Annotated in this window: 34 protein-coding genes and 1 pseudogene; 14 read left to right on the top strand and 21 right to left on the bottom strand. The window is 61.5% G+C overall.

From position 1 onward, the window contains the following. Positions 1 to 29: 29 nt before the first annotated feature. From ACHMXK_RS23380 to ACHMXK_RS23280, 21 genes and pseudogenes are all read right to left on the bottom strand, one after another. Positions 30 to 968 carry a phage capsid protein gene (locus ACHMXK_RS23380; RefSeq protein WP_397442603.1) on the bottom strand — a complete coding sequence of 313 codons (939 nt, stop codon included), beginning with the start codon at positions 966 to 968 and terminating at the stop codon, positions 30 to 32. Positions 969 to 1,038: 70 nt separating this feature from the next. Next, positions 1,039 to 1,413: a DUF2190 domain-containing protein gene (locus tag ACHMXK_RS23375; protein ID WP_397436538.1), complete on the bottom strand. Its 375-nt coding sequence runs from the start codon at positions 1,411 to 1,413 to the stop codon at positions 1,039 to 1,041. 134 nt (positions 1,414 to 1,547) lie between these two features. After that, positions 1,548 to 2,141, bottom strand: coding sequence for a hypothetical protein (locus tag ACHMXK_RS23370; protein WP_397443088.1), 594 nt, complete (start codon positions 2,139 to 2,141; stop codon positions 1,548 to 1,550). Further along, complete coding sequence (locus tag ACHMXK_RS23365; RefSeq protein ID WP_397443087.1) at positions 2,138 to 2,683, bottom strand: hypothetical protein; 546 nt, start codon at positions 2,681 to 2,683, stop codon at positions 2,138 to 2,140. Before ACHMXK_RS23365 ends, ACHMXK_RS23370 begins: the two co-directional genes overlap by 4 nt. A 59-nt stretch (positions 2,684 to 2,742) precedes the next feature. After that, positions 2,743 to 3,078, bottom strand: a complete 336-nt coding sequence (locus ACHMXK_RS23360; RefSeq protein ID WP_397443086.1) for a hypothetical protein — start codon at positions 3,076 to 3,078, stop codon at positions 2,743 to 2,745. 349 nt (positions 3,079 to 3,427) lie between these two features. Next, the gene (locus tag ACHMXK_RS23355; RefSeq protein ID WP_397443085.1) at positions 3,428 to 4,006 is read right to left on the bottom strand and encodes a hypothetical protein; all 579 of its coding nucleotides are present in this window, start codon (positions 4,004 to 4,006) and stop codon (positions 3,428 to 3,430) included. A 5-nt stretch (positions 4,007 to 4,011) separates the two neighbouring features. Beyond that, positions 4,012 to 4,500, bottom strand: a complete 489-nt coding sequence (locus ACHMXK_RS23350) for a regulatory protein GemA (protein ID WP_397443083.1) — start codon at positions 4,498 to 4,500, stop codon at positions 4,012 to 4,014. Then, positions 4,497 to 4,946 (bottom strand): DNA cytosine methyltransferase, encoded by a 450-nt coding sequence (locus ACHMXK_RS23345; protein ID WP_397443082.1) that lies wholly within the window; start codon positions 4,944 to 4,946, stop codon positions 4,497 to 4,499. Before ACHMXK_RS23345 ends, ACHMXK_RS23350 begins: the two co-directional genes overlap by 4 nt. Before the next feature lie 56 nt (positions 4,947 to 5,002). Further along, entirely contained in the window at positions 5,003 to 5,413 is a 411-nt protein-coding gene (locus tag ACHMXK_RS23340; RefSeq protein WP_397443081.1) for a DNA cytosine methyltransferase, read from the bottom strand. Continuing rightward, the gene (locus tag ACHMXK_RS23335; protein WP_397443080.1) at positions 5,410 to 5,604 is read right to left on the bottom strand and encodes a hypothetical protein; all 195 of its coding nucleotides are present in this window, start codon (positions 5,602 to 5,604) and stop codon (positions 5,410 to 5,412) included. Before ACHMXK_RS23335 ends, ACHMXK_RS23340 begins: the two co-directional genes overlap by 4 nt. Beyond that, positions 5,601 to 6,194 (bottom strand): hypothetical protein, encoded by a 594-nt coding sequence (locus ACHMXK_RS23330; protein ID WP_397443079.1) that lies wholly within the window; start codon positions 6,192 to 6,194, stop codon positions 5,601 to 5,603. Before ACHMXK_RS23330 ends, ACHMXK_RS23335 begins: the two co-directional genes overlap by 4 nt. Then, positions 6,191 to 6,822 (bottom strand): annotated as a pseudogene (locus tag ACHMXK_RS23325) (DUF3164 family protein). Before ACHMXK_RS23325 ends, ACHMXK_RS23330 begins: the two are co-directional and overlap by 4 nt. Before the next feature lie 51 nt (positions 6,823 to 6,873). Next, the gene (locus ACHMXK_RS23320) at positions 6,874 to 7,056 is read right to left on the bottom strand and encodes a hypothetical protein (protein WP_397443078.1); all 183 of its coding nucleotides are present in this window, start codon (positions 7,054 to 7,056) and stop codon (positions 6,874 to 6,876) included. Then, entirely contained in the window at positions 7,053 to 7,337 is a 285-nt protein-coding gene (locus ACHMXK_RS23315) for a hypothetical protein (RefSeq protein ID WP_397442592.1), read from the bottom strand. Before ACHMXK_RS23315 ends, ACHMXK_RS23320 begins: the two co-directional genes overlap by 4 nt. A 2-nt stretch (positions 7,338 to 7,339) precedes the next feature. Further along, on the bottom strand, positions 7,340 to 7,969 hold the full coding sequence (locus ACHMXK_RS23310) for a hypothetical protein (protein WP_397443077.1): 630 nt from the start codon (positions 7,967 to 7,969) through the stop codon (positions 7,340 to 7,342). Then, on the bottom strand, positions 7,966 to 8,280 hold the full coding sequence (locus tag ACHMXK_RS23305) for a hypothetical protein (RefSeq protein WP_397443076.1): 315 nt from the start codon (positions 8,278 to 8,280) through the stop codon (positions 7,966 to 7,968). Before ACHMXK_RS23305 ends, ACHMXK_RS23310 begins: the two co-directional genes overlap by 4 nt. Next, the gene (locus tag ACHMXK_RS23300) at positions 8,280 to 9,278 is read right to left on the bottom strand and encodes an AAA family ATPase (protein ID WP_397443075.1); all 999 of its coding nucleotides are present in this window, start codon (positions 9,276 to 9,278) and stop codon (positions 8,280 to 8,282) included. The genes ACHMXK_RS23305 and ACHMXK_RS23300 overlap by 1 nt, the downstream gene beginning before the upstream one ends. Continuing rightward, positions 9,275 to 10,894 carry a Mu transposase C-terminal domain-containing protein gene (locus ACHMXK_RS23295; protein ID WP_397443074.1) on the bottom strand — a complete coding sequence of 540 codons (1,620 nt, stop codon included), beginning with the start codon at positions 10,892 to 10,894 and terminating at the stop codon, positions 9,275 to 9,277. Before ACHMXK_RS23295 ends, ACHMXK_RS23300 begins: the two co-directional genes overlap by 4 nt. A gap of 44 nt (positions 10,895 to 10,938) precedes the next feature. After that, positions 10,939 to 11,154: a hypothetical protein gene (locus ACHMXK_RS23290; protein WP_397443073.1), complete on the bottom strand. Its 216-nt coding sequence runs from the start codon at positions 11,152 to 11,154 to the stop codon at positions 10,939 to 10,941. A gap of 27 nt (positions 11,155 to 11,181) precedes the next feature. After that, positions 11,182 to 12,174: a hypothetical protein gene (locus ACHMXK_RS23285; protein ID WP_397443072.1), complete on the bottom strand. Its 993-nt coding sequence runs from the start codon at positions 12,172 to 12,174 to the stop codon at positions 11,182 to 11,184. 2 nt (positions 12,175 to 12,176) lie between these two features. Next, on the bottom strand, positions 12,177 to 12,392 hold the full coding sequence (locus ACHMXK_RS23280; RefSeq protein ID WP_397442751.1) for a DNA-binding protein: 216 nt from the start codon (positions 12,390 to 12,392) through the stop codon (positions 12,177 to 12,179). A 220-nt stretch (positions 12,393 to 12,612) separates the two neighbouring features. Here ACHMXK_RS23280 and ACHMXK_RS23275 point away from each other — a divergent pair, with 220 nt between their 5' ends. From ACHMXK_RS23275 to ACHMXK_RS23210, 14 genes are all read left to right on the top strand, one after another. Further along, positions 12,613 to 13,278: a S24 family peptidase gene (locus ACHMXK_RS23275; protein WP_397442753.1), complete on the top strand. Its 666-nt coding sequence runs from the start codon at positions 12,613 to 12,615 to the stop codon at positions 13,276 to 13,278. 18 nt (positions 13,279 to 13,296) lie between these two features. After that, on the top strand, positions 13,297 to 13,875 hold the full coding sequence (locus ACHMXK_RS23270) for a hypothetical protein (protein WP_397442754.1): 579 nt from the start codon (positions 13,297 to 13,299) through the stop codon (positions 13,873 to 13,875). 15 nt (positions 13,876 to 13,890) lie between these two features. Beyond that, the gene (locus ACHMXK_RS23265) at positions 13,891 to 14,328 is read left to right on the top strand and encodes a hypothetical protein (RefSeq protein WP_397442755.1); all 438 of its coding nucleotides are present in this window, start codon (positions 13,891 to 13,893) and stop codon (positions 14,326 to 14,328) included. Positions 14,329 to 14,479: 151 nt separating this feature from the next. After that, entirely contained in the window at positions 14,480 to 14,914 is a 435-nt protein-coding gene (locus ACHMXK_RS23260; RefSeq protein WP_397443071.1) for a putative holin, read from the top strand. Between the two features lie 84 nt (positions 14,915 to 14,998). Next, positions 14,999 to 15,550: a transglycosylase SLT domain-containing protein gene (locus ACHMXK_RS23255; RefSeq protein ID WP_397443102.1), complete on the top strand. Its 552-nt coding sequence runs from the start codon at positions 14,999 to 15,001 to the stop codon at positions 15,548 to 15,550. Next, positions 15,547 to 16,083, top strand: coding sequence for a hypothetical protein (locus tag ACHMXK_RS23250; protein WP_397442757.1), 537 nt, complete (start codon positions 15,547 to 15,549; stop codon positions 16,081 to 16,083). Before ACHMXK_RS23255 ends, ACHMXK_RS23250 begins: the two co-directional genes overlap by 4 nt. After that, entirely contained in the window at positions 16,080 to 16,619 is a 540-nt protein-coding gene (locus ACHMXK_RS23245) for a hypothetical protein (RefSeq protein ID WP_397442758.1), read from the top strand. The genes ACHMXK_RS23250 and ACHMXK_RS23245 overlap by 4 nt, the downstream gene beginning before the upstream one ends. Further along, a complete protein-coding gene (locus ACHMXK_RS23240) occupies positions 16,612 to 16,830 on the top strand; it encodes a TraR/DksA C4-type zinc finger protein (protein WP_397443070.1) in 219 nt (72 codons plus the stop codon). The genes ACHMXK_RS23245 and ACHMXK_RS23240 overlap by 8 nt, the downstream gene beginning before the upstream one ends. Next, the gene (locus ACHMXK_RS23235; protein WP_397442759.1) at positions 16,827 to 17,105 is read left to right on the top strand and encodes a hypothetical protein; all 279 of its coding nucleotides are present in this window, start codon (positions 16,827 to 16,829) and stop codon (positions 17,103 to 17,105) included. The genes ACHMXK_RS23240 and ACHMXK_RS23235 overlap by 4 nt, the downstream gene beginning before the upstream one ends. 4 nt (positions 17,106 to 17,109) lie before the next feature. Further along, positions 17,110 to 17,616, top strand: coding sequence for a DUF1804 family protein (locus ACHMXK_RS23230; protein ID WP_397442760.1), 507 nt, complete (start codon positions 17,110 to 17,112; stop codon positions 17,614 to 17,616). Between the two features lie 3 nt (positions 17,617 to 17,619). Next, positions 17,620 to 19,266: a phage terminase large subunit gene (gene terL / locus ACHMXK_RS23225; protein WP_397442761.1), complete on the top strand. Its 1,647-nt coding sequence runs from the start codon at positions 17,620 to 17,622 to the stop codon at positions 19,264 to 19,266. Next, a complete protein-coding gene (locus tag ACHMXK_RS23220; RefSeq protein ID WP_397442762.1) occupies positions 19,263 to 20,822 on the top strand; it encodes a DUF935 family protein in 1,560 nt (519 codons plus the stop codon). Before terL ends, ACHMXK_RS23220 begins: the two co-directional genes overlap by 4 nt. Further along, the gene (locus ACHMXK_RS23215) at positions 20,819 to 21,133 is read left to right on the top strand and encodes a DUF4406 domain-containing protein (protein WP_397442764.1); all 315 of its coding nucleotides are present in this window, start codon (positions 20,819 to 20,821) and stop codon (positions 21,131 to 21,133) included. The genes ACHMXK_RS23220 and ACHMXK_RS23215 overlap by 4 nt, the downstream gene beginning before the upstream one ends. A 110-nt stretch (positions 21,134 to 21,243) precedes the next feature. Then, positions 21,244 to 22,392 (top strand): phage minor head protein, encoded by a 1,149-nt coding sequence (locus ACHMXK_RS23210; RefSeq protein ID WP_397443069.1) that lies wholly within the window; start codon positions 21,244 to 21,246, stop codon positions 22,390 to 22,392. The last annotated feature ends 228 nt before the right edge of the window (positions 22,393 to 22,620 follow it).

Here is a 22,620-nt window from a genome sequence, read left to right as displayed (position 1 = left end):
AGGTGCTGCCTAGCGGCTCCTTTGAATCCCTACGCGACCGCTGCGCTGAACAAATAGCCCAAGTCTGGAGCCGTAACCAGTTCCTTGACGGACTCGCCGACGCGGACACGCACACCGCCTCGGAGACCGATGTCCGGATCGACAATCTCACCGGCTACGCGGGGGCCGAACTGGGCGGTGAAGCCGAAGGTGATGCCGAATTCGGTGTCAGCGCTCATGTTGCGGTGAAGGATGGCGCAGCTCTTGCCCCAGACCCGCGTCATGGCGGGCGCCTGGCCCTTGCGCGCGGTGTTCAACCAGCCTTCGCCGACGTACAGCTCGTCCAGTTCGAAATGGTCGGCGAACTGGCGGCGGCTGATGATGCCGGCGTCTGTGTTGTTGCCGAAGATGGCCTTGCACATCTTGGGGTGCTGACGCAGCACGGTCCAAACGGCGCGGCCAATGACACCGATGTTGCCCTTCATGATCATGGCGTCTTGTGCTGCCAGGATGTCGGCTTGCGGGTTGCTGTTGGCATAGTCGCTCCATTGGGCTTGGCCGACCAGCGTCTGCTTGTTGCCCGCGCCATAGTTCGCGGCGTTGAAAACCAGGCTGGCGGCGCGTGCTTCGCGCTTCACCAAAATCAACTCGGTCAAACCTTGCGCGGCGCGCAGTTTGGGGTCGGGCATGCCGGGCATTGCCGCAGCGTTCATGCTGTCCGAATTGGGGATGGGATCATCCAGGCCGTGGTCTTCGGTGGAGTCCGGCGTTTCGGTTGATGTGAACTCGACCTGGTTGACCTGGCCTTTGCGGCCGACCTTGGTCTCGGGCGGGCTGAAGAACTCACCCAGTGGGAACTTGTTGTACTTGAAGTTCTGCGCCGCGACGGGCACACGGGGCAGAACGCCATCGGCGATCATGGCCCCATTTTTATAGGCCACTGCGACGGCGCAGAGGACGGGAGTTACTACAAAAGGCGCTTTCGACATGGTTGCTCCTAGAAAATTTGGGTTGGCTTGAGGCTGGTTCGGGTCAGGTACTGGCGGGTGCTATGGCTGTTTAGCCTTGCATCACGCCGGGGGCGATCTGGTAGTCGATGACGTCGTCCAGCACACCGCTCTGCAGAGCGAAGCCGATGATGCGAACGTTGGAGCCGGCAGCCGGTGCCGCCGTGATGCCCTTGGAGGACGCATCGGCGGTGATCGGGTCGCCCCGCGTCACGGCGGCGCCCAACTTCACCTCGCCAGTGCCCGTGGTGGGGTAGTCCACCTGTTCGCCGACGTCCTTACCCAGGGCGTCGTTGGTGCCGATCAGCTTGTCGGTCGCGGCGGTGGCCAGCGCTGCCGAGTTGTCGACGGTGCCGTGCTTGATGATCAGAAAACCGGCGATGGCCGCTTGGGCAAGGACGCTCCGGTGTTGAAGAGGTGCAGACATTGAAATGCTCCTGAAGTGTTCGTGGATGGTTGGAAGGGCGGGGATGGTCGGTGCTGGCTTACTTGGCGTCGGTAGCGGTGCGGATGACGTGTTGCACCGCGTTGGCCGCACTGATGGTCCGGCCTTCTTTTTCTTCAGCCGGCCATGAAGTCGTTGGCCGCCTTGGTCACCGCCTCCGTGTTGTTGACGTCCAGCGCGCCCTCGTCGATTACCCGACCATTGCCGCCGATCTTGATGACAGGCGGCTGCGCGGCCATGAAATCCGCAAAAAACTGCGCCGGGGTTTTCTTGCCTTCGCCGCCTTCGGCCTTGGAAAAGCTGAACTCTTGGCCCGCGTCTTCCAACTGGGCCATGTACTCGTACAGGCCGGCTTCGTTGGCGGGCGGCACAAGCCCTTTGTCTTTCCAGCCCTTGATCAGGCCGGCAATGCGGGTTTTCTGCTCGGCCTTCTTCAGGTCGGTCAGTTCAGTTTGGGCGGCGCTGAATTCGGCTTCAGGGACCATGCCCTTTTTGCCTGCGGTCTCGCCCTCGCTGCGGGCCAGTGCCACGGCGGCGTCGAGTTGCTCTTGAGTGATCATGGTTTCGTCCTCGGTCGGTTGGTTGAAAAGGGATGCGGGCTTGTCGTCGTTGAACTGGGCGCGGGCGGTGCTGGCCGCTTCAGTCATCGAGTCGATTTCCCATTGCGGCAGGGTCGCGTCGGCGGCCTCCAGGCCGTCCTTTTCGATCATTCGGTCGCGCAGGCGGCGCAGCAGCTTGGCGGCGCTCTCCAGGCCCGGACTAGGGAATAGCCAGGCGCGGCGAATTCAAAGCAGGTTTCGTCGTCGGCTGCGAACTCGACCGGCTGCAGTCCGTCGATGGCGGGCGGCGCGGCGCCCAGCCAGCCGACATGGCGCACGCGCCAGCCGTGGACCTTGTCCTTAATGACGGAAAGCGAACGGTTGTAATCGGCGCCGGAATCGACGCCAGCCTCAAAGGCCGGGTTGATCTTGTCGAATTTGGCGAACAGGCGCCCGTCGTCTTCCAGCTTGTACTCGGCCACCTGGGCATATGCCGGGGCGGTGTCCTTGGGGTGACCGATGACGGCCGGCGCGGCGCCGAGCTTGTGGTTGTCCACCATCTGCTCGACGTCGGCCTTGCTGAAGGTGACCTGTCGGCCCTTGCTGTCGGTGTGCGTGCCGGTCTTGAAGACCTCGACAAAGCCGCGCAGGCCTTTGACGGTCGCATCAATAGCTTTGGCGACCGGGCTTTTCTTGGTTGGTGCTTTACTCATGCCCCGACTGTGCCAGACGGTCGCGCTAAATCTTGGTGAAGCGTTTCACCGTATTGGCTTTACGAGGCTCTGGGAAACGCCCTGGACGGGCGTGGTGGCGGTACGTCGCCTTTGGCTGCCCGCGTTGCCGCTTCGCGGGCCTTGGCGCAATGGGCTTCAAGGTCAGCGCTGACCACTGACAACAGCGTGGCAAGGTCGCCGCGCTGCAATTGAGGGAGGTTTTCCAGAGAGCCCGCCTTGTCATTGGTCGTCAGCTGCTGCACGGCGCGCAGCGCGCCGAGCTGGTTATGCAATTCGTCAACGGCGTCCACCACACGGAATGCACGACGCTGCTGTTCAGTGGTGACATGGATCGCCTGCACTGTGGGCTGATCAAAGGAAACTGCTTTATTCATAAATGCCGCGTCGTCTCAGAAATTGAACAAACGGCGCAACCACATCAAATGGTGGCGGCGGCCCGAACAGGTGTGAGAGCCGGGAGACGCTTGGCGTTACCGGCAGGAGCTTGCGCCCCTCCCATTCGGGCCGCCAAAAACTTGGCGCCCAAAGGAAGAAGCCGCAAACCAGTGCGGGGTTGCGGCCTCTTGCCGCGTCTCAACGGGCTCTCACACCCGGTCGCCCACTTTTTCTGGGCAACGTCGCAATTATGGGTCATTTGCCCGACCAGGCGCCAAAGGCCATTGATCGAACAGAGGCAGTTTTGAGGGTGTTGTGAAATCAGGCCCTTGGCGGGCCTGGAGGCTGTTAGAGCCTCAGTGGTGCCGCGCAGGTCCTGCGCGGCGGTTTTGAAGGGGTTTGCGGCGGTTTTGAAAGCCGTTTCGCTTGCCCGGCCCGGTCGTCAGGCCGGTTTGCCCGACCGAAGGGGTCGTTGGCTCGCCCGGCGTAGTTCTCGGGCTCTTCAAGCTCATCGAACATATCGCGGGTTTTCATGTCCGTCATGCTGGCATCGCCGCCCATGATGTTGATGGCCTGGCGCCGACTGTAGCCGGTGGCCTCGGCGGTTTCGTCAAAGGTCAGGCCTTGCTCGCGGCATTGGCGCACATGGTCGTGGCGCAGTCGGCGAAGGTAGGCGTCACCCTTGGGCACTTCGAGCATACCGCCGCCCCACTCGGCGACCAGCTTCTCAAAACCGGTCGGGCTAAGCGCCATGCGCAGAGGGTGGTCTTCTTTGGCCTTGTCCGGCTTGGGCACCGATATGCGGGCGCCTGGCATGGAGCCGATCAGGCGCATCGCGTCGGCGTCACCCAACACCCGCGCCAGTTCACGGACGGCCGCAGGCAGCGCCTCGGGCTGGGTGGTGAGTGTGGGGATGTGGCGGGTCATGTCAGTCAATAGATGTTTGCTTTAACGCGCTGACCCCAGAGCTTCATGGCCTCGACCAGATGATTCAGTTGCTCGCCAGTAGCGAAGCGCAGCGCGTCCATGGGGCCGAGGCGGTGGGCGGCCAGTTGTTCCTTGCCCCACGCCTCGACGGCTGCGCTGCAGGCCGTGTGCGAAGCCGGGCGCGCCACCGCTCCCGCCTCGGACAGGGCGTACCACATGGCCAGCAGCTTCTTGACCTGCGGCTCGCGGATGAAACCGCGCTCACGGCTGGCCGCGCCGGTCTTTGCGATCACCACGAATCCCTTGGCCTTGAAGTGCTGCAGCAGCTTGTCCCGGCCGGCAGCGTCCAGCTTGGCCGAGCTGCTCTGTCCGGTCAGCTGCAGCATGACAGCGCGGTAGTCGTCGTCCGTCATGCCGTCACGCTTGGCAAAGAAAGCCTTGGCCAACTGGATCAGCGCGATCTCGCGCTTGCGGATCACGTCGGTTGTGCTCATAGGGCAGCTTTCAGCGCGAGGATGTCGTCACGGCCCTGCCATGGAGCGACGGCATTACCGAGCATGTGGACGGCGAGCTTGTGGCTACGTGGCAGCACGTAGTCAACGGGGAAGCCCATGCCTGCGCGGTTTTCGTCCTTGGTCAGCATCCGCATGCGGTCGCCGTCAATGACGGCCCAGCGGTCGCGGGTTGTGATGGTTCCAATGGGCCTGTCCAGGCTGCGGCCCGTGGTGCCGGAGCCGCTGCCGTAGTACGGTGCCAGAAAGCGCTCGCCGTGGGCGCGCCGCCCGCTCGCAATACGGGCCAGCGTGTTCGCCGACCGGCCCGGTTTGTTGATGGGCGACCACCGACCGGCGTCAAAGTCAATGAAGGACGACGCGGGCCTGTGCGGGCAGATGGGCACGTTCAACGCAATGGGATGCTTGGACTTCGTGATGGCCAGCATCACGCGTTCGCGGTTCTGCGGTACGCCGTGGTCGGCGGCGTCGGACAGGTGCGGCGCTACCAGTAGCCCAGCGCATTGAGTGCGGCCACCCACGCCGGGTACAAAGCCCACGACAAGAAGGCCGGCACATTTCCACCAAGTGCGGCCAGCGGCTTCTTGGCTTCGATGGCGCTGATGACGGCCCACGCCGTAGACCGGGCGGCGTCATGGTGTGGGCGCTCTTTTCCACGGGCTGGTGTGTGGCCTTGGCATGCCGACGACGCCAGCGACAAGTCCATATCTGGCACGGCTGACCAGTCTTGCTGGTGCAAGTCTTGGCAGGCGTGTTCCGCCTCTGGGTGGTTGGCCTGGTGTGTGTCCACCGCTTCGCGCCAGTGATTGGCCGCCCAGATCACACGGCACCCGGCCATACGGGCAGCCAGGCTGAACCCGCCCATGCCTGAGAACAGATCGGCGACATTGATCATGTGGTCTCCGGCTTGTTGTTTTCGGCGTGCTCTGCGTCGGTCATGCTCCGGTAGCGACCCTGTCCTTCATCCCATATTTGCGACTCGGCGGCGCCGGTGGGGTCATTCCAGATCGTTGGGCGCTTTGCTGTGTCAGTAGCGCCCTCGATGATCTCGTCCTCGGTCGATTCCTCAACGATGCGGAACTTCACGTCGGGGACCCGTGGGTAGGTGCTGTAGTGCGCGGCGAGCAGGCCCAGACCGTCGTGGGTAAGGCCCCCGTCATGGTGAGCCGCCATCCGGGCGGCGTAGGTGTAGATATCGTCCATCCCGTTGATGTCCAGAGCCCTCGCTTGAACTGGACGATGTACTCGTCCTCAGTGAGGCCGCCGAACATGGATGGCATCAGCTCAATCTCGATCACCTTTTCAATGGTGACCCGGATGGCCTTTTTCATTGGCACTTGCGGGGCCTGCTGCGTTTCGTCATGGATTCGCTCCTTTGTTGAAGCCCTGTAAAACGGGATGTGACAGGGCTTTAAAAAAGGCCCGAGGCCGAAGCCTCGGGGCATAAAGATCAGGCCGTCTTGACGAGTTTCCAGCCGTCCGGTCGTGATCAGGGAGACATTCGATTCATTGGATTGCCGCGACCTCTGCAACAACCTTTTGGACTGCCTTGACCCAGCAGGCCTGGTGCCCGGTTCAAGGTCGGTCCACGGAAAGGGCTTGCCGCCGTTTTGCTTGACCCCTTCCGCCTGGTAGGCCTCATAGGCCGCTTGCGCGAGCTGCTGGAAGGACTTCATATCGAGGCGAGGTCCAGGTGGATCGGGATGTATTCGCCGCTCATGTCGTCGCGGGAATAAAACCGGATGTGTGCCTTGGTGCCGACAGTCTTGGTGCTGTCGCTGATCGCGGCCATGGCCCTGAGCCATTTGGGGTCGTCGATCTTCAGCGAGCGCAGGCCAAGCACGCGGCCCGTGTTGATCTTCCGGCGCGGTCCACCTGAAAGGCCTGATTGACCAGGACCTTGATGTTGTCGTTGCTGCCCTTCGACCAGGATGCGATGCACTCGGCGATCAGCGACTGGGCGGCCTGCAGGCGCTCGTCAAAGACAAGGTTTTCCTGCATGGCGCGAACGATCTTGAAGCTGCCGTCAAAGTTGAACAGCGTGACGTTGCCCTTTTTGCCGCCCAGCTTGGCGTCGTACTCTGCCAGGCTGCGGTTGACAAAGTCGATGACGGACTGCATCGCGGTCAGCTTGAAGGCCAGCAGCGCGGCGCTGGCTTTCTGTGCCTCGACGCACAGGTCACGCACCACGCGGTCGCGGTCCTTGTCGATGGCCTTGACCTTGGTGATCGGGATCAGGGCATCGTTGGCGTCGCGCCAGTAGCCTGCAGGCACCGGGTCTTTGGTGAGTTTCTCAGTAGTCATGCTTTCCTCTCAGTTGGTAAATCGTTCCCGCCGCGCTGGGCCGAATAGGCATCAGCACCGGACGTCAAAAATCACGTTGCCCGCCATGAACGGGTCCAGCAGCGCCTCGATCACGGCGCTGGGCTCTGCGGCGGTGGTCTCGGCGAGCGTGGTCACGGTGACGGGTGTGCCGTCCTTGGGCAGCAGGGCCAGCAGGCTGATCTGCAGGCCGTCGAATGCAGGCACGCGGTTCATGGCTGCGGCCCCTTGCCTTTGGCGGCCAGCTCGGCTTTCATCTGGCGCACCAGGTGGCTCTCCACCTTGGCGCGTGGCGGTGCCGGTGGCTGTGGGTCGTCTGCCGCTGGTGCCGGAGCTTGTGTCTCTACGCGGTCCAGCACCTCGCCAATGCTTGTGGCGCCGGCCTGGTTGGTACGGCCACGGCGCGTGGCGTCCACCTGCTTTTCCTGCGCGGCCTCGTCCTTGTCGGCCAGGCGCATCAGCACCTGGTAGAGGTAGCCATTGCCCTGCAGCGGCACGCTCAGCGTGCCCTTGTCATGGGCGTCAAAGACGGCCTGAAATGCGGCCTTCCAGCTGTCGCCGTTGACCAGCCAGGTGCGGCCAGTACGCTCGATGCTGTTGCGCTGTATGTCGGCGCCAGCTCGGCGAGCAGCCTGCCAACCACGCCGATACGCAGCTTTTGCTTGGGTGGCTTGTGCAGACGCGGATCGCGCACGACCATGCCGCCCAGCGGCAGGCTGTCAGTGACCACGGCTGCGATCAGGTGGCGCACCTGGTCGTCATCGATCATGCGCAGCAGCAGGCCGTCCAGGCTTTCCTCGGCGCCGCAGACGCCGCAGGTGTTGATCAGGTTGGCGGTGCTCATGCGGTAGCCCCTGTGCGGCACCATTCGCGGTTGCTGGCGTCGCCATAGCCCGGCAGCGATGGGTTGGCCTCGGTCACCTGCCACGCGGCGCGCAGGCGGGAAGGCGCAGGCCGAGGCGTGGCCAGTAGCGGTCAGCCGGTTGAGGCAGTCTTCCATTTGGACGGCGTCGAAAACCGGCTTCCAGTGCATGACCAGCTCGTTGACGGTCATCGGCCTGGCCGCACGGCGCAGGCTCAGCCAGACCATGCGGGCGGATTGGTCGATGTGACGGGCTGTGCTGGTCATGGACGTGGCCCCTTCAGGTAGTCCCAAAACAGCAGCAAGCCGCCCATCGCACTCTCGAAGGCATCTCGGGCTTGGGTAGCTGCCCTGCGGCCCATTGAGCGCCGGTAGGGGCCTTCCACCACGCCGGGAGCGAATGACGCGCAGCGCCCGCCATCCAGGCATTTCTGGTCACAGCAGTTGCGGGGAGCGGTGCCGTGCAGGCTCTGCCAATCCTGCTCCGCCTCGATCAGGGCCGTGGTGCGGTCGATGCCGAACCCGGCCACCAAACGGCTCGCACGGCGCTCGATCCAGTTGGGACGGTGGGCCGCCATCACTTCACCCCCTCGGCGCGTTTCTTGGTCATGAACAGCACCTTGGCGGCGATGGTCTCGATCAGCTTGGCGCTGAGCGGCACGGTGCCCATCCCGTAGTCCTTGATGGCGGGCACCAGGTTCTCGTTCAACACGCGGGCGCTGCCTTGGGAGTATTCCCACAGCGTGGCCAGCACTTCGTCGCTCAGGTCTTCCATGCCGAGCGCTGCACGGGCCATGTCGTCGGCGTCGTCGCGGCTGATCGCCTTGATCGTCTCGGGCCACATGCCGACGCGGCTGCGCACCTGGTCGAACTGGCCATGCTCGGGCTTGATCAGGCCGGTGAGCTTTTCCGTGCCGGCCAGCGCCACACCGATCATGGCCATGTCGCGGATGCGGCGCAGGTGCTGCAGCGCGCTGGCGCTCATGTTCTCGGCTTCGTCGGCAATGATCAGGTAGTTGGTTTCCTTGAGGACTCGCACCAGCTCGCGGAACTTGCGGTCAAGGCCGTTCGGGATGGCGTTGTTCAACTGCATGAGAAGCTCGGTCATCAGGACGCCGGGCGTCATGTTTGGGCTGACTTCGATCAGCAGCGTCAAATGGCTGGTGGCCGCGTATTCCTTCAGGAACCGGCTCTTGCCGACGCCGACGTAGCCCGTGATGACACCGAAGTTCTGGTGCTTGCGGGTGCGGTCGCACACCACCGACAGCAGCTTGTGCACGCTGCCTTTGACGTAGCCGGGCGTGCCGTCGTCCAGTCGCTCGGTCTCTGTGGCCAGCACGGCCTGCATGGTGTTGAGCTGGCGTGTGGGGCTGGTGGCGTACTTGCCAGACAACACCTGGCTCAGCGTGCCGTTGGGGATGCTCGACTTTTTGCAGAGCCAAGCCTTCGACTGTTTGTGATCCTCCAGCCACTTGTTGATGGCTGCGGCCTTGGCGGTGTCTTCTGGCGTATAGGCGCTGGTGACCTTCTTGCCCATGGCAGGAAGGGACGGCTGGACATTTGCGGGGGTGGTCATTTGTCTTTCCTCCAAGTGAGTAAATCGATCTCGAAAACTTCGGCCGACTGCACAGGGGCAGCGGTAGGGAGCGCGGGGCGCAGGGACTCGATGGCGGCCACCTGTGTCTCGGCTGTGATGGGGTCTGCACGGCGCTGGCGTACCTCCTCGACCTTGCGTTCGAGGCGCTTGAGCTGGCCCGCAGCGCGGCGGTCGCGGCCTTCCTCAAGACGGCTGGTGGGCAAGACGCCGATGGTGTTGGCCAGCAAGGCTTCCATGACGAAGCGGCCCTTCTCATCGAACAGCCAGACGCGGCTGTCGTCGAACAGGTCGTACTCGGCCTGCAGCTTCTTGCCGTCGAACAGGGCGAGGGCCTCGGCGAAGTAAAAGCGGTTGTGCAGGCGAATGCTCTGGCGCCCGACGCTGACCTCTTCACGCGGCCTGACGACGCTGTCCATGCTCAGCTCGACGCTGACCGGCTTGAGGCCTGCCCAGACCTGTGCCGGGGTACGACCACCGAGCTTGTCCTGCGGGGCGTTGTGATAGCCCTCCAGAAACTGCATGAAGCTGGTGACGTATTCGGCAAGGCTGGGCAGCTTGCGCGTCGGGTCTTTTTTGTTGAGATCAGCGCTCAGTCGGCGATTGGTCTCCGGCGCCATGTCGTCGCCGCAGTACACCTGGCCACCGGCAAAGAACTTGTCGTGCTTGTCGCGACAGGTGCGGAACCAGCGCTCAATCCAGCCCTTGCCGTGCGGATTGCCCGGCAGCGCGCTGATCATGCCGATGTCGAACCGGCTGTAAAAGCCGGTGACCTCGTCGCTGAGCATCTTGGAGCGGTAGCCCGCGCCCCGGTCAACGTACACCCATGCAGGGACGTGATCGTGCATGCGCAGGGCCTGGCTCAATGCAAACAGGGTGGACACGCCGCTTTCGCTTTCTGTGAACCACAGGCCAGCGATGTAGCCGCTCTTGATGTCGATGAAGGCCGTCAGCTCGGGGCGGTAAGGCTTGCCCGTGTTGGGGTGGCCGACATAGCAGTCAACGGTGTGGCCGTCGCCTGCGTATATCTCGCCGACCAGCACTTCCTCCAGGCTGCGCCGCTGAAATTTCTGGCGCCGGAGCTTGTGCAGGTGCGGGCCAATGCGGGCCGGGCTGAACTTGCCAAGGGTGGCAGGCATGGCTTTGAGGTAGCGCGCTACGCGGCTCTCGGTCACGTCTTCAAAGCCTTCTTGAATCAGCTTGAAAGCCACGTCGGCGTAGCCCGGCTTGCCCGGCAGGTTGTAGAGCGCGACGGCGCGCACTTCCCAGCCGTAGTCCTGACGGACCCGGCCTTTGTATTTCGGCAGCAACCCGGTCACGCCTTCCTTGCGGTAGGCAGACAGGGCGCGCTTGATCGTGGGCACGGAGACGGTCTCCCAGCCCACCAGCGTCATCAGGTGGCGCATGCGGCTGTCGAGCTTGCCCGCCGCTGACTGGCTGACGAACAGGGCTGCGACGTTGTTGATGCTCGCGCCACCGTCCACCAGCTCGTCCAGCGGCTTGAGCAGCGATTCGAGGAATCCGGCCACGCGCTTCTGATCTTCGTTTGCGCAGGCCCAGTGGTCGTCCGGGTTCAGCGCCGCAGGGAGGTCACTCATGTGTCGGATTTGTTTGGTCAATGCCTGAACTGAGCCCATGTGTTTCACCTATTGGGGGTGGGGTGGAACAGCCGGGCCTCAGGCCTTGGCCTGGCGGGATGAGCCTGGGCGGCGCGCATGGCACGTTCTTCCTTGCTCTTGTGGATGGGCGTTCGGTAAACGACCTCGACACCGCGCCGCGCGCAGCCCTCGACAAACTCGGGGGTGCAGTTCTCGCGGGCGTAGTCAACGACAATTTGCTTAGGCCTGGACTTGCTCATTTTTTGCTCCCTGGTGCCTCTGGTGCCTTAGCGGGGGCGGCCCTTGCCCTTGGGCTTGGCCTGGTCGCGTTCGTGCTTGCGCAGCGCCTCTTCGTGGCTGTGCAATGCGGTCAGCTGCGTCCAGTCTTCGGCGACACCCTTGATCTCAGATTCGTCAAGAAAGGCCAGCGCGTCGGGCTTGCTGGCAAGGCGTTCGGCCTGTTCGCCCATCGCCTCGACGTAGCTCTTGATGGAGCCGTCGATCAGCTCGCGAACAGCCATCAGACCGGACAGGCCAAGGCGCAGGGTCGGCTTGACCCACTCGCTGGCCTCGGCGTGGCCGCTCAAGGTCACGGCTTCGACGCCCACCGGGTACATGGACGTCACTGCCAGTTCTGCCTTTTTGACAAGGCTGGCCATTTCGGCGCGAATGTCGGCGATCACCAGCGGCACGCCTTGGTCGTCTTCGTCGCGCTGGTTGCGCTTCTTGAGCTTTTTCAGGGCACCGTCTCGCTCAGCCTCGGCCGTTTCCACCTGCACCGACAGGTCGGTGGCCTGAGCCTTCAGGTCGCTGATGCGCTGGCGTAGCTCACGCACGCTCAGGGCATCAAGATCGCCGGCTTCTTCGTCGCTCAAAAGGTCTTCAATGACAGCCGGGTCAGCGCTGGCCAGCATTAACACCTTGGATTTCGGCATGCTGAGCATGTCAGCCCGCTGGGCATCTGGCAGGCTGGTGGCGAACTTGGCCATGCGCATCAACTCTGATGCGCGCTGGCTTGAAAGACCCGTTTCTTCAAGGGCTGCGGTGAAGTCACCGTGCTCCAGCTCGCCCTTGACCGACAGCAACAAATAACCGGATTCAACAGCAAGGCGTGCGGCCATGTTGTACGAGACGACCGCCCGCGTGATGCGGTCAGCGGCCGGGCCACCGACGACGATGCCCATTTGCTGGGCGGCTTCGGCGTCTGCGGGGCTGAAATCAAAAGCCCGGACAGTCCGGGGATTTGCTTCGGTGACGGCTGTGGATGGTTTTTTTGCCATGATCACGCCGCCTTCTTGAGGCCGAAAGCCACGGCCACTTTGTGGCCTTCGCCGTAAAGGCCCTTATTCACGCCGCGCACCACCTCGGAGACGGTGCGGTAGTCGAAGTCGTGCTTGGCGGCGAACTGCTTGAGGGTCACACCCTTGGCCTGCAGCAGTTGCTTGGCCTCTTGCGGCGTCTTTGCGCGGATCGTGGGAACGTTCGCGTTTGTGGACATTTTCTGTTTCTTCATTTCCATATAGCCCTTTTTGTTGACAGTGGATTAGCTGTTATTGAACTGTTGTTGATCATAGTTCAACAAAACGGGTAACACAAGTGATTTGGTGCCTTTTTGTTGAATCGATGTGATCTAGTAACCGGAATGAAGTACTTGCGGGGGCTATGCAGACCGTTTTGTGGGTGCGATACTCTCGTTTTTGATTCACCGTGAATTAACCGTGAACGAACCACAAGAACAAACAGGGTCAACAAACGTGGGAATAGGTGAACGCCTGAGGGAAGAGCGCGAGCGGCTAGGTCTTGCGCAAAAAGAGTTCGGGACGAAATGCGGCGTAAGCAAAACGTCTCAGTTCAATTACGAGGTTGGAGAACGATCGCCAGACGGCGAGTACTTCTCCCTGGCGGACAGCCTGGGCGTTGATACCGCCTACGTGATCACAGGCAGGCGGTCCAAGGCTGCAGCAAACGACGACTTCGTGGTGATTCCCCGGCATGACGTTGCGGCCAGCGCTGGCCCTGGCGCGGTCAACGGTGAAGGCGCTGAAATATATGGGCTTTGCTTTCGCAAGAGCTGGTTAAACAAAAGAGGCCTGCAGGCTTCTCAGCTCCGGGTGATCGACGTGTCTGGAGATTCCATGACTGGCAAGCTGTCAGACGGCGACCAGGTGCTGATCGACATGTCGCAGACCACTCCAAAAAGCGGGTTCGCCTATGTGCTGCGACAGGGCGACGAACTGCTGGTGAAATACGCGCAGTTGCTGCCCGACGGCATTCTGCGAGTGAGCAGCGAGAACCAGTCTTACCGACCATATGACATCGATCTGAGCAAGACGACGGATGTATCTATCCTTGGCCGCGTTGTGGCCTCAACTCATGAGTGGTAATTTTTAAGGGAAATAGCCATGGCAGATAACATTCAAAGCGGGCAATCGCTGCAACCAATCACGAAAAAAATCATTACGGCGGCCATTGGTGCGGCCGTCGGTTTGCTGTTGTATTACCTATTTGTCCTTGGCCCAAAAAACCAGGCTCAACAGCCGCCCACTTCGTTGCAATCTGCCGCAGTTGTTCGTGAACACAATTACGACTTGAAGGAGGGCGTGGACTATGGTTACACCGTGCTGCTCACTGATGACCAGCGAAAAGCAGGAAAGGCCAGTGCAGAAATTGTGATGTTCAGCTATGCCGGCCAGCGCGACGGCAAGCATCAGATACACGCGAGGCAGACCAGTATTTTGACGGCTTATGAGTGCGCCGCACCCTGCGAGATCATCAAGGTGATTAGCGCCATGGATATTGATGGACTACGCAAAACAGTGAATGTTGATCGCCTACGGCCCAGCCCGAACATGATTGCAGCTCTGGCGCTGCAAGACGCCATGACAGGCAAGCTAGAGCCTTACGCTGAGTACCAAGGTAAGCAGCGGTATGGACTGTGGGTCGATGAGCGGCAAGGCATCGTGCGTACCGCCTTAAGGTGAACTCGTGATCCGACCATGGAAATATTAGGGGTCATGTTCTCGCAGGGTGAGCTTTGGATTCTGAGCCTGCTGAGTTTGCCGATCACGGCGCTACTCTCTTACCGCATTGGCTTGAACCAAGCGGCGGTGGGTCGGCGGGCGGCGGCTGCTGCCACTTTCAGGATTGCCCTGAATCGAGCGAAGGAAAATCTCCCGCCGATAGACCAGCACTGGACAGCCGGTGGCTTGCATTATTTGGTCGAGCCGTTGCTGAAAAGCGTGCGCCCCGCGATAAATGACTTTCATCCATATCTGACCAAGAAGGCCGGCAATGCATTGCTGCGCACATTTGGGAAATTGGAAATGCATTGCGGCACCCAAATGAACTCCCTGAAATGGGCAATTGAATACCACGGCGCTGTGGGCTCGCCCCTGACGGGATGCGTTACGCCAAGCAACGACTGTTTGATTTAATTGAAGAGTTGAAAGCACAAGCGCCAGACAAGTAGCCCCTCTGGTGAAATGCTTCACCAAGATTAAAGCGCGCTGATTCCAGACACTGAGGGCTCTCATCGAAGAGCCCTCTTTAACGTCTGGAGTCAATCATGTTCTCAAACTTCCGCGCATGCTGGTCTGGCTGGTGCTGACCATTGTGCTGATGGGTCTGGCGCTTCTGCTGCAAGCCGAGGCGCCGGGCAACTTGGTCGCTGTCACGCTCTACAAAGCGCACTTGCTCTCACTCGGCGGCTGGGGCGGCTATTGGCTCGACCGGGCGCTCTTTCCCCACGCCCGGCCGCATGAGCTGGCCGAACTGCTCGACGCTGACGCGGCCGCCCGCATGGCGTATGCAGCCTATTGCCGAACTGGTGGAGGCAAGACCTTTGACGGTAAGCCGTTGCCGACTTATGAAGTGCTGGGCGCGGACCGCCAGGCCTGCTGGGAAAGCGCGGTAACCGCCGTCTTTTCTGACCGAGATTGCGCCCGCGCCTTCGACCTGGCCGAGCTTCGCCGCGCCGTAATCGTCGCGGCTTGCCTGATCACTGTCGGGTTGGGGGCATAAGTGGCCAAGCCCCGCATGAAGCTGGCCGCCCGCATGGCCCTGTGGTTCCACATAGGCCTGGCGCTACTGATGCTTTGCGCGTTCATGTCCGTGGCTTGTGCTCAAGGCATCCCAAGGGACGCCCAGCGTCATCAGGCCACGCTCAAGCGCGAGGCACAGCGCGTCTGGGGCCTTAATGCCCCTGTGGCCACCTTTGCCGCACAAGTCCATCAGGAGAGCCGCTGGCGCGAGGATGCGCGGTCCCCGGTGGGTGCGGTAGGCCTGGCGCAGTTCATGCCCGCAACCAGCAACTGGATCGGCGGCCTGTATGTCAGCCTGGGCGACCGGGCGCCGACAAACCCCACCTGGGCACTGCGCGCACTCGTCACCTATGACCGATGGCTGGCCGACCGCATCAAGGCGGTGGACGACTGCGAGCGCATGGCCTTCACCCTGAGTGCCTACAACGGCGGCCTGGGCTGGGTTTACAAGCGCCAGAGGCTCTCAAAGGAGCCGGGGCGGTGCCTTGACGCCACTTGCACGATCAACCCCGGCGTGACCCCTGCCAGTCAGCGCGAGAACCAGCATTACCCCGAAGTCATCCTGCGGCGATATGAGCCGCTGTATGCGGGCTGGGGTGCGGGGAGCTGCTCATGAAGACCTGGGTGAAGTGGTGCATCGCTATAGCTGTCATCGCCTGTCTGGCTGCTATCGGCCGCGCAGAAGTGGCGCTGTACGAACACGGCAAAAAGGTGGGCAAGCAGGAATGCGAAGAGGCACACACCAAGTCCGACAAAAAGCAGCAGTCCAAGGCCAACGCCAAAACAAAGGGCGACCTCAAGCGTGCCGACGCCTCTGGCAACGCGCAGGAAAAAGGCCGCGCTGCCGTCGATCAGTTTTTTGAACAACTTACGAAGGATTCAAGCCATGAAGCTGCTGACTCTGTTGATAGTTGCGTGCTGCCTGACGCTCGGCTGCGCCGGTGGAACTCAGCCAACGCCGGACGCGTCGATACAGCCGATCAAGGTGGCGCCGCCCGCGAACTTGACACAGGCACCGGCCCCGCTGCCACAGGCGGCAACGGGCAAGGTGCCCGATCTGGAGGCGAATCACCGTCTGGTGGCCAAGGCGTACCACCAGCTCGCAACGCAGATGTGCAATCTGCTGGACTTTCTGGAGGTCAATCGTGAGCAATGCAACCAGTGGCGCACAACGAATGAACTACGTTGAAGCGCGCAGCCACATCAAGACTGGCGATCTGATCGCTCTGCGCACCACGCACGGCGGCTTTCCAGCCCTGGTGCGGTGGTTCACCAAGTCGCCCTATACGCACACCGCGGTGGCGCTGTGGATGTGCGACCGGCTGATGATGATTGAAACACGCATCGTCGCTGGCATCGTGCCCATGAGCCAGTTGGGCGACACCGATTTTGACGTGATCCGCTGCCCGGTGGCTGACCCGGAATATGTCTTTATCGAAGCCTTCAACATTCTGGGCACGCCGATCAATTACGACTTCATTGACCTGCTGCGCATCGCGGCCAGGTTGAAGCTGGGCTGGAAAGCGCCGGACGCTGACGACGGCCGCAAGGTCTGCTCGGCGCTGTCGGCGGCGGTGTATCGCCTTGCTGGCTGGAATCCGGCAGGTTTGCCCGGCATCCCCGCTCCGTGCGAGGTGGTTGCCGCTGCCGGACCTGTTGCCATCGAGGTGCGCAACGGTGGATGAAAAGTATTTGGAACAGGCGTCAGCGCTGGAGCAATCCCAGCGCGACACCCAAGTGCGACACGCTCAGGCCCAACTGGAAGGTGAAGGCCAGATCGATTGCGCGTCCTGCAGCAAACCCATCCCCTGTGACCGGCGCAAGGCAGTGCCGGGAGCGATTCGCTGCATCCATTGCCAGTCAACTTTTGAAAAATCCAAAGGACGCGGTTTATGAGTGATCCAAACCAGCAATTGCTGCAGCAGATGGGAGAGGTGCAGGGGCAGCTCAAACTGATGATGCAAGTCATCCAATCGAACCATGATTCGACACACCAGCGCATCAACGACTTTCGGCACGCTATTGAGGGCCGCCTGACTGGTGTGGAAGCTCGTGTGGGCGTGATCGAAAAGAACGAACGCGGCACAGCCATGCGCGTAGCAAGCGGCGGTGCCCTCGCAGGCGCTGTAGTGGCGGCTGCTATCGAAGCCATCAAGATGGCGAACAGGTAAGCAGATGGCTCACGACAAAACCACACGCGGCAAGGTGCGCGGCAAATACCTGCAGGGCATGCCTCTGACCGGCGCCGCCGAGCTGTGCGGGGTGTCGTACAACACCGCCCGAAACTGGAAGCGCACGGCCGCTGACGAAGGCGACGATTGGGACTTGGCCAAGAACGCCCGCCGCATGAGCAAGGGCGGCATGGAGGAAATGGCCAATGAGGTGCTGGGCGGCCTGTCCGAACAGTTCCTGGCCACCATCGAAGCCATTAAAGCCGACCCAAAAATGCCCGCTGACAAGCGCGCCGACATTCTGGTAAAGCTGATGGACGGCTTCAACAAGGCCATCGGCGCCGCGTCCCGCGCCATGCCCAATGGCAACCGCCTGGCCGTGGCCATGGACGTGCTGAAGTTCATGACCGTTTTCATCGGCAAGAATGCGCCCAAGCTGCAGAAGCAATTTATCGAATTGGCCGAGGCCGCGGGGCCGGAGTTCGTCGCCGAATTTGGCTCAGGGAATTAAGCGATGGCCAAGCAGCAAAAGCTAAAGGACAAAGATTTTCTCGCTGAACTGGCGGGCTTTGCCGAGCAGCAGCGCGTGATGATCGAGGCCGAGTGCGAGGGCTTTGCCACGGACTATTCGGCGCGGGACATGCGGCGCACCAGGGCGCAGTATGACTATGAGTTCTTCTGCCGCACGTACTTCCCGCACTACGTCAAAAGCGAATCATCGATCTTTCAGGCGTGGCTTTACAAATACCTGCCGATCCTGGTGGACAAGGCCACCGGCCAACTGGTCAACTTGTCGGCGCCGCGTGGCGAGGCGAAGTCTACGCTGGGCACGCAGCTCGGAACGATCTGGCTGGTGGTCACCGGTCGCAAGAAGTTCATTCCCATTGTCATGGACTCATTGGGCCAGGCCGCGACCATGCTGGAGGCCGTCAAGGTCGAGCTGGACAGCAACCCGCGTTTGGCGATGGACTTCCCCGAAGCCTGCGGCGCCGGCCGCGTGTGGAATGCCGGCGTTATCCTCACCAAAAACGAAGCCAAGATTCAGGCGTTCGGCTCGGGCACGCGGATGCGCGGCCTACGCCACGGCCCCCATCGCCCCGACTTCGTCTGGCTGGACGATATCGAGAATGACGAGAACGTGCGCAGCAAGGAGCAGCGCGATAAGGTCGAAAAGTGGGTTAAGAAGGTCGTGCTGCCGCTCGGCCCGCCCGACGGCTCGCTGGATGTGTTCTACCTGAACACGATCCTGCACTATGACTCGGCCGCAAACCGCTTTCACAGCAATCCCCAGTGGCGCACGCGCAAGAAGTTCAAGGCTGTCATTCGCTGGCCCGACCGCATGGACCTGTGGCAGAAGTGGGAGGAGCTGTTCATCAATCAGGAGGTGCCGGACGAGGCAGACCCGGACGATGAAGAGCGGGAAACCGAAGCGGACGCCTTCTACCGGGAAAACAAGGCCGACATGGAGCGCGGTGCGATTGTTAGCTGGCCGACCATGCGCCCGCTGCTGCGGCTTATGCAGATTCGGGCGGGCGACCACCACACCTTCGATTGCGAGTATCAGAACGACCCGAGCAATGAAGAGGCGTCGTTCTTTTCAACGATGCAGTACTGGGTGCAGCCGTCTCGCGATTGGATTTTTTACGGGTCGCACGATCCCAGCCTGGGCAAGAAAAACACCAATAAGCGAGACCCGTCCGCAACGCTGGTGGGAGGGTTCGACCGCAATCATGGAATTCTCGATGTGATCGAAGCCAAAGTGGCCCGCCGCACTCCTAGCCTGCAGATCAGCCACGTCATCGAATTTCAGCGTGAGTACGGGTGCCTGGTGTGGGCCTTCGAGGCCGTCCAGTTTCAGGAGTTCATGCGGCAGGAGCTGGTCAAGCAGTCCGCAATCATGGGCGTCCCGGTGCCAGCCATGCCGGTGATCCCGCACACCGACAAGGACCTGCGGATTGAGTCGCTCAGCCCGCACGTCTTTAACGGACTGATCCGCTTCAGCCAGGCGCACACGGTCTTAAACACCCAGCTGAAGCATTGGCCCGAGGCCGACCACGACGATGGCCCAGACGCGCTGGAAATGCTCTGGAAGATATGCGTCGCACGCGCTGGCGGCATTCCCCGAATCAAAACCGGCCCCCGAAAAGGAAATAAAAAATGAGTACCCTCCGTGGCCTGATCCAAGGCGTCAAAGGCTGGCTGGGCAAACCGCTTGCCACCGCCGAAACCGACCCTGAGCGCTTTCTTTCCTCCCTGGCCATGCTGCCTAATCCTGACCCGATCTTGCGGGCCATGGGCAAGACCGATGTTGTCTACCGTTCCATCATGGCGGACAGCCATGTAATCGGCGAGATTCGCTCCATTCGTGGTTCTTTTCGCTCGCATGAATACCGCCTGAAACTCGGCGCGCAAAACGACCCCAAGGCGGCCGCAGCGATGGAGCTGTGCCAGAGCTGGATGCAGAGCGGCCCGCCTAACAAGGTGGCCGACTGGATGGAGGTGATGTGGCAGATGTGCTCCTGCATCTTGACCGGCTACAAGGCCCACGAGCTGGTCTGGAACATTAACGCCGCCGGGAAGCTGGTGCCCAGCGAAGTCGCCGATCTCCCAGGCCGCCGCATTCATTTCGACTCATCCGCCAACCCGCTGCTGGTCAGCCGGGCCGCGCCCATGGGTGCGCCCGTCGAGCCCTACCAGTTCGCCATTTCGCGGCACATGGCCACCACGGACAACCCATACGGCATGGCGCTGCTGTCCAGTTGCTTTTGGCCGTGGACCTTCAAAACTGGTGGCTGGCGCTATTTCGTCAAGTACTGCGAGCGCCACGGCCTGCCTTGGCCTGTCGGCCGATACCCAGTCGGGACGGGAGAAAAGGAACAGGATCAGCTCGCCGATGCTCTGGCCAGCATGGTCGAATCCGGCTACCTGGTGGTGCAGGAGGGAACGGGCATCGAGTTGCTGGTGCCGCAGGGCGGCTCTGGTGCGGCACCACAGCAGGCCCTAATCAGCCTGGCCAACCGGGAAATGAGCAAGGCCCTGACCAGCCAGGCCATGATCGGCGAGCAGATGGAAGTCGGCTCACGCGCCGCAGCCGACACCGCCCAGGTCCGACAAAACAGCGTGCATGACTCCGACCGCGACATCGCGGCGTCCAGCATGAGCCAGATTTTTCGCTGGATCACGCTGTTCAACTTCGGTGAAGGTATTGCACCGCCGACCCTGGAGTTTTTCAAGCAGGAAGATGCCGGCAAAGACCGCGCAGAGACTTACGACGTGGCACGCAAGGCCGGCGCCAAGCCATCGCGCAAGGCCATGCTGATCGAACTGGGCATTCCAGAAGCCGAGGACGACAGCGATGCGCTTTTGCCCGATGCCAGGCCCGAGGTAAAGCCTCCACAGCCCACCGGCAAGCCAGACCTGAAGGCGGTTAACTTTTCGAAGGTTCCCGGCTTCAGCTTCGCCAGGGAAGCGGGCATGACGGACGACCAGGCGCAGCAACTGGCAATCGACGCCGCCGATCAGGTCATTGCCGACCAAATGATTGAGCCGATTGCGAACATGCTGGCCCAGTTCGAACGCGACGGCAAGACGCTGGCTGAGTTCAGCGCCGCGCTGCAGGACGTGGTCGGCCAGATGGACGATCAGGGCCTGCGCGAGGTGCTTGACCAGGCTATGACCTATTCCTTTCTGCGTGGCGTGGCCACGAATGCACCATGAAACGCATCTACATTGCTGGCCCGATGACCGGGTTGCCGGAATTCAACTATCCGGCATTTAACGCAGAGGCCGGGCGCCTGCGTGCGCTGGGCTATCACGTAGAAAACCCAGCCGACAACCCCGTGCCGCCTTGCAAGTCGTGGGCCGGATACATGCGGATGGCCATCGCGCAATTGGCCACCTGTGATTGCGTCGCGCTTCTGCCCGGCTGGGAGACGTCCAAAGGCGCAAGCGTTGAGCATCGCCTTGCGCACGATCTGGCCTTGCGCGTAGTCAAGGCTGGCGATATCTGCGAAGGGCCGCATGCCTGATCAGGTCGCCGCTCGCGAGTTTGGCGTCCAATTCAAGGGGGCCATCGATAACCTTAAAGGCAAGCTGCCCGAGAGTACAACGGCATGGGATGACCTGGCCGGGCCGGTGCATGGCAAAGTCTTTGCCATCGCGGGGGGCGACGAACACCGATCTGGTCGCCGACATTCAAAAATCGCTGGTCGGCGCCCTCGAAAAGGGCTCCACGATTACCCAATTCCGCAAGGACTTTGACGCCGCTGTGCAGAACCACGGATGGACGTACAAAGGCAAGCGCGGCTGGCGTACCTCGGTCATTTTTGACACCAACATGCGCAGCTCCCATATGGCCGGGCGTTGGGAGCAACTGCTGGCCAACAGTGGCAGCAGGCCATACCTTGAATACCGGACGGCTGGCGATTCTCGCGTCAGGCCACAACACGCGGCATGGAATGGGCTAGTTTTCCCCATCGGCGATGCCTTCTGGCAAACACACTACCCGCCCAACGGCTGGCGCTGCCGGTGCACGATCCGCGCCTACAGCGAGGACGACCTGAAGGCATTGGGGACAAAGCCCAGCGCACCCTTCAATCTGAAAACTCGCACTGTTGTCAGTCAGGACGGCGAGATAAAAGACCAGGTGCCGGTCGGCATCGACCCTGGCTGGGATCACAACGTCGGCCAGAGCTGGTTAAGCCCCGAGCTGGCGCTAGGCCAAAAGCTGGCCGCGTTGCCGCGCTACTTGCAGGGGCCGATGGTCGATAAAACCATTTCACCGGCCTATCAAAAGGTCTTAAATGACGATTTCAAAGCCTTTCGAAACGTCATTAAAACCGACAAGGTCGCACGCGGAAACGCACAGATCGTGGGTTTTCTGGACAGCCGCACGCTGGCCGCGCTCTCCGAGCATGTGCCTACGCTGGCATTGGAGACAACCGCCGTCGCAGTCTTGGACAGCAAAACGGTCCATTTAACTGGCGCCCACAAGGCCGCTAAGGGCGCGCAACTCTGGCCAGCCGACTGGATCGACGCGCTTCCCGAGAATGTCAGGAACTATCGGGCGGTGCTTTGGGACACTAAAAACGGCACGCTGGTGGTTGTGCCGTTCGGGCAAGCAACGAATTGGGCGGGGGTTCTGGGCGACAGCGTGGCAAAGATCGTCCTGCGTCCGAACGTAAAGACCAAGGCCGGGCTGGCGGCATCGGTGGTCAGTTTGGGATCGTCGCCGCGCGGCGACTTGTTGAAGTCCGGCCAGTACAAGCTGCTGGTCGGGAAGCTATGAAAGGGGCCGGGAGGGTCGCAAGTTCCTCATAATCACGCAAAGGCTGCGTGGGGCATGGTGCTTTCCAGTCCACCGGCTTGATTAAATTTTAGGTCAGCCGGGAAGTTCTGGCAATTTCCAGACTTCAATTGCTCAGCTTGTTGTTATTTTTCGGGCAATTAATCAGCTTTTGCGCGCCGATTTTTGTCACTGACTGGATCAAAACAAACGTTTTCGTTTCAGCAGGCC

Source organism: Polaromonas sp. UC242_47 (assembly GCF_044452385.1).
Taxonomy (GTDB): Bacteria; Pseudomonadota; Gammaproteobacteria; order Burkholderiales; family Burkholderiaceae_C; genus Polaromonas.
This window is presented reverse-complemented; position numbering and strand designations above follow the sequence as displayed.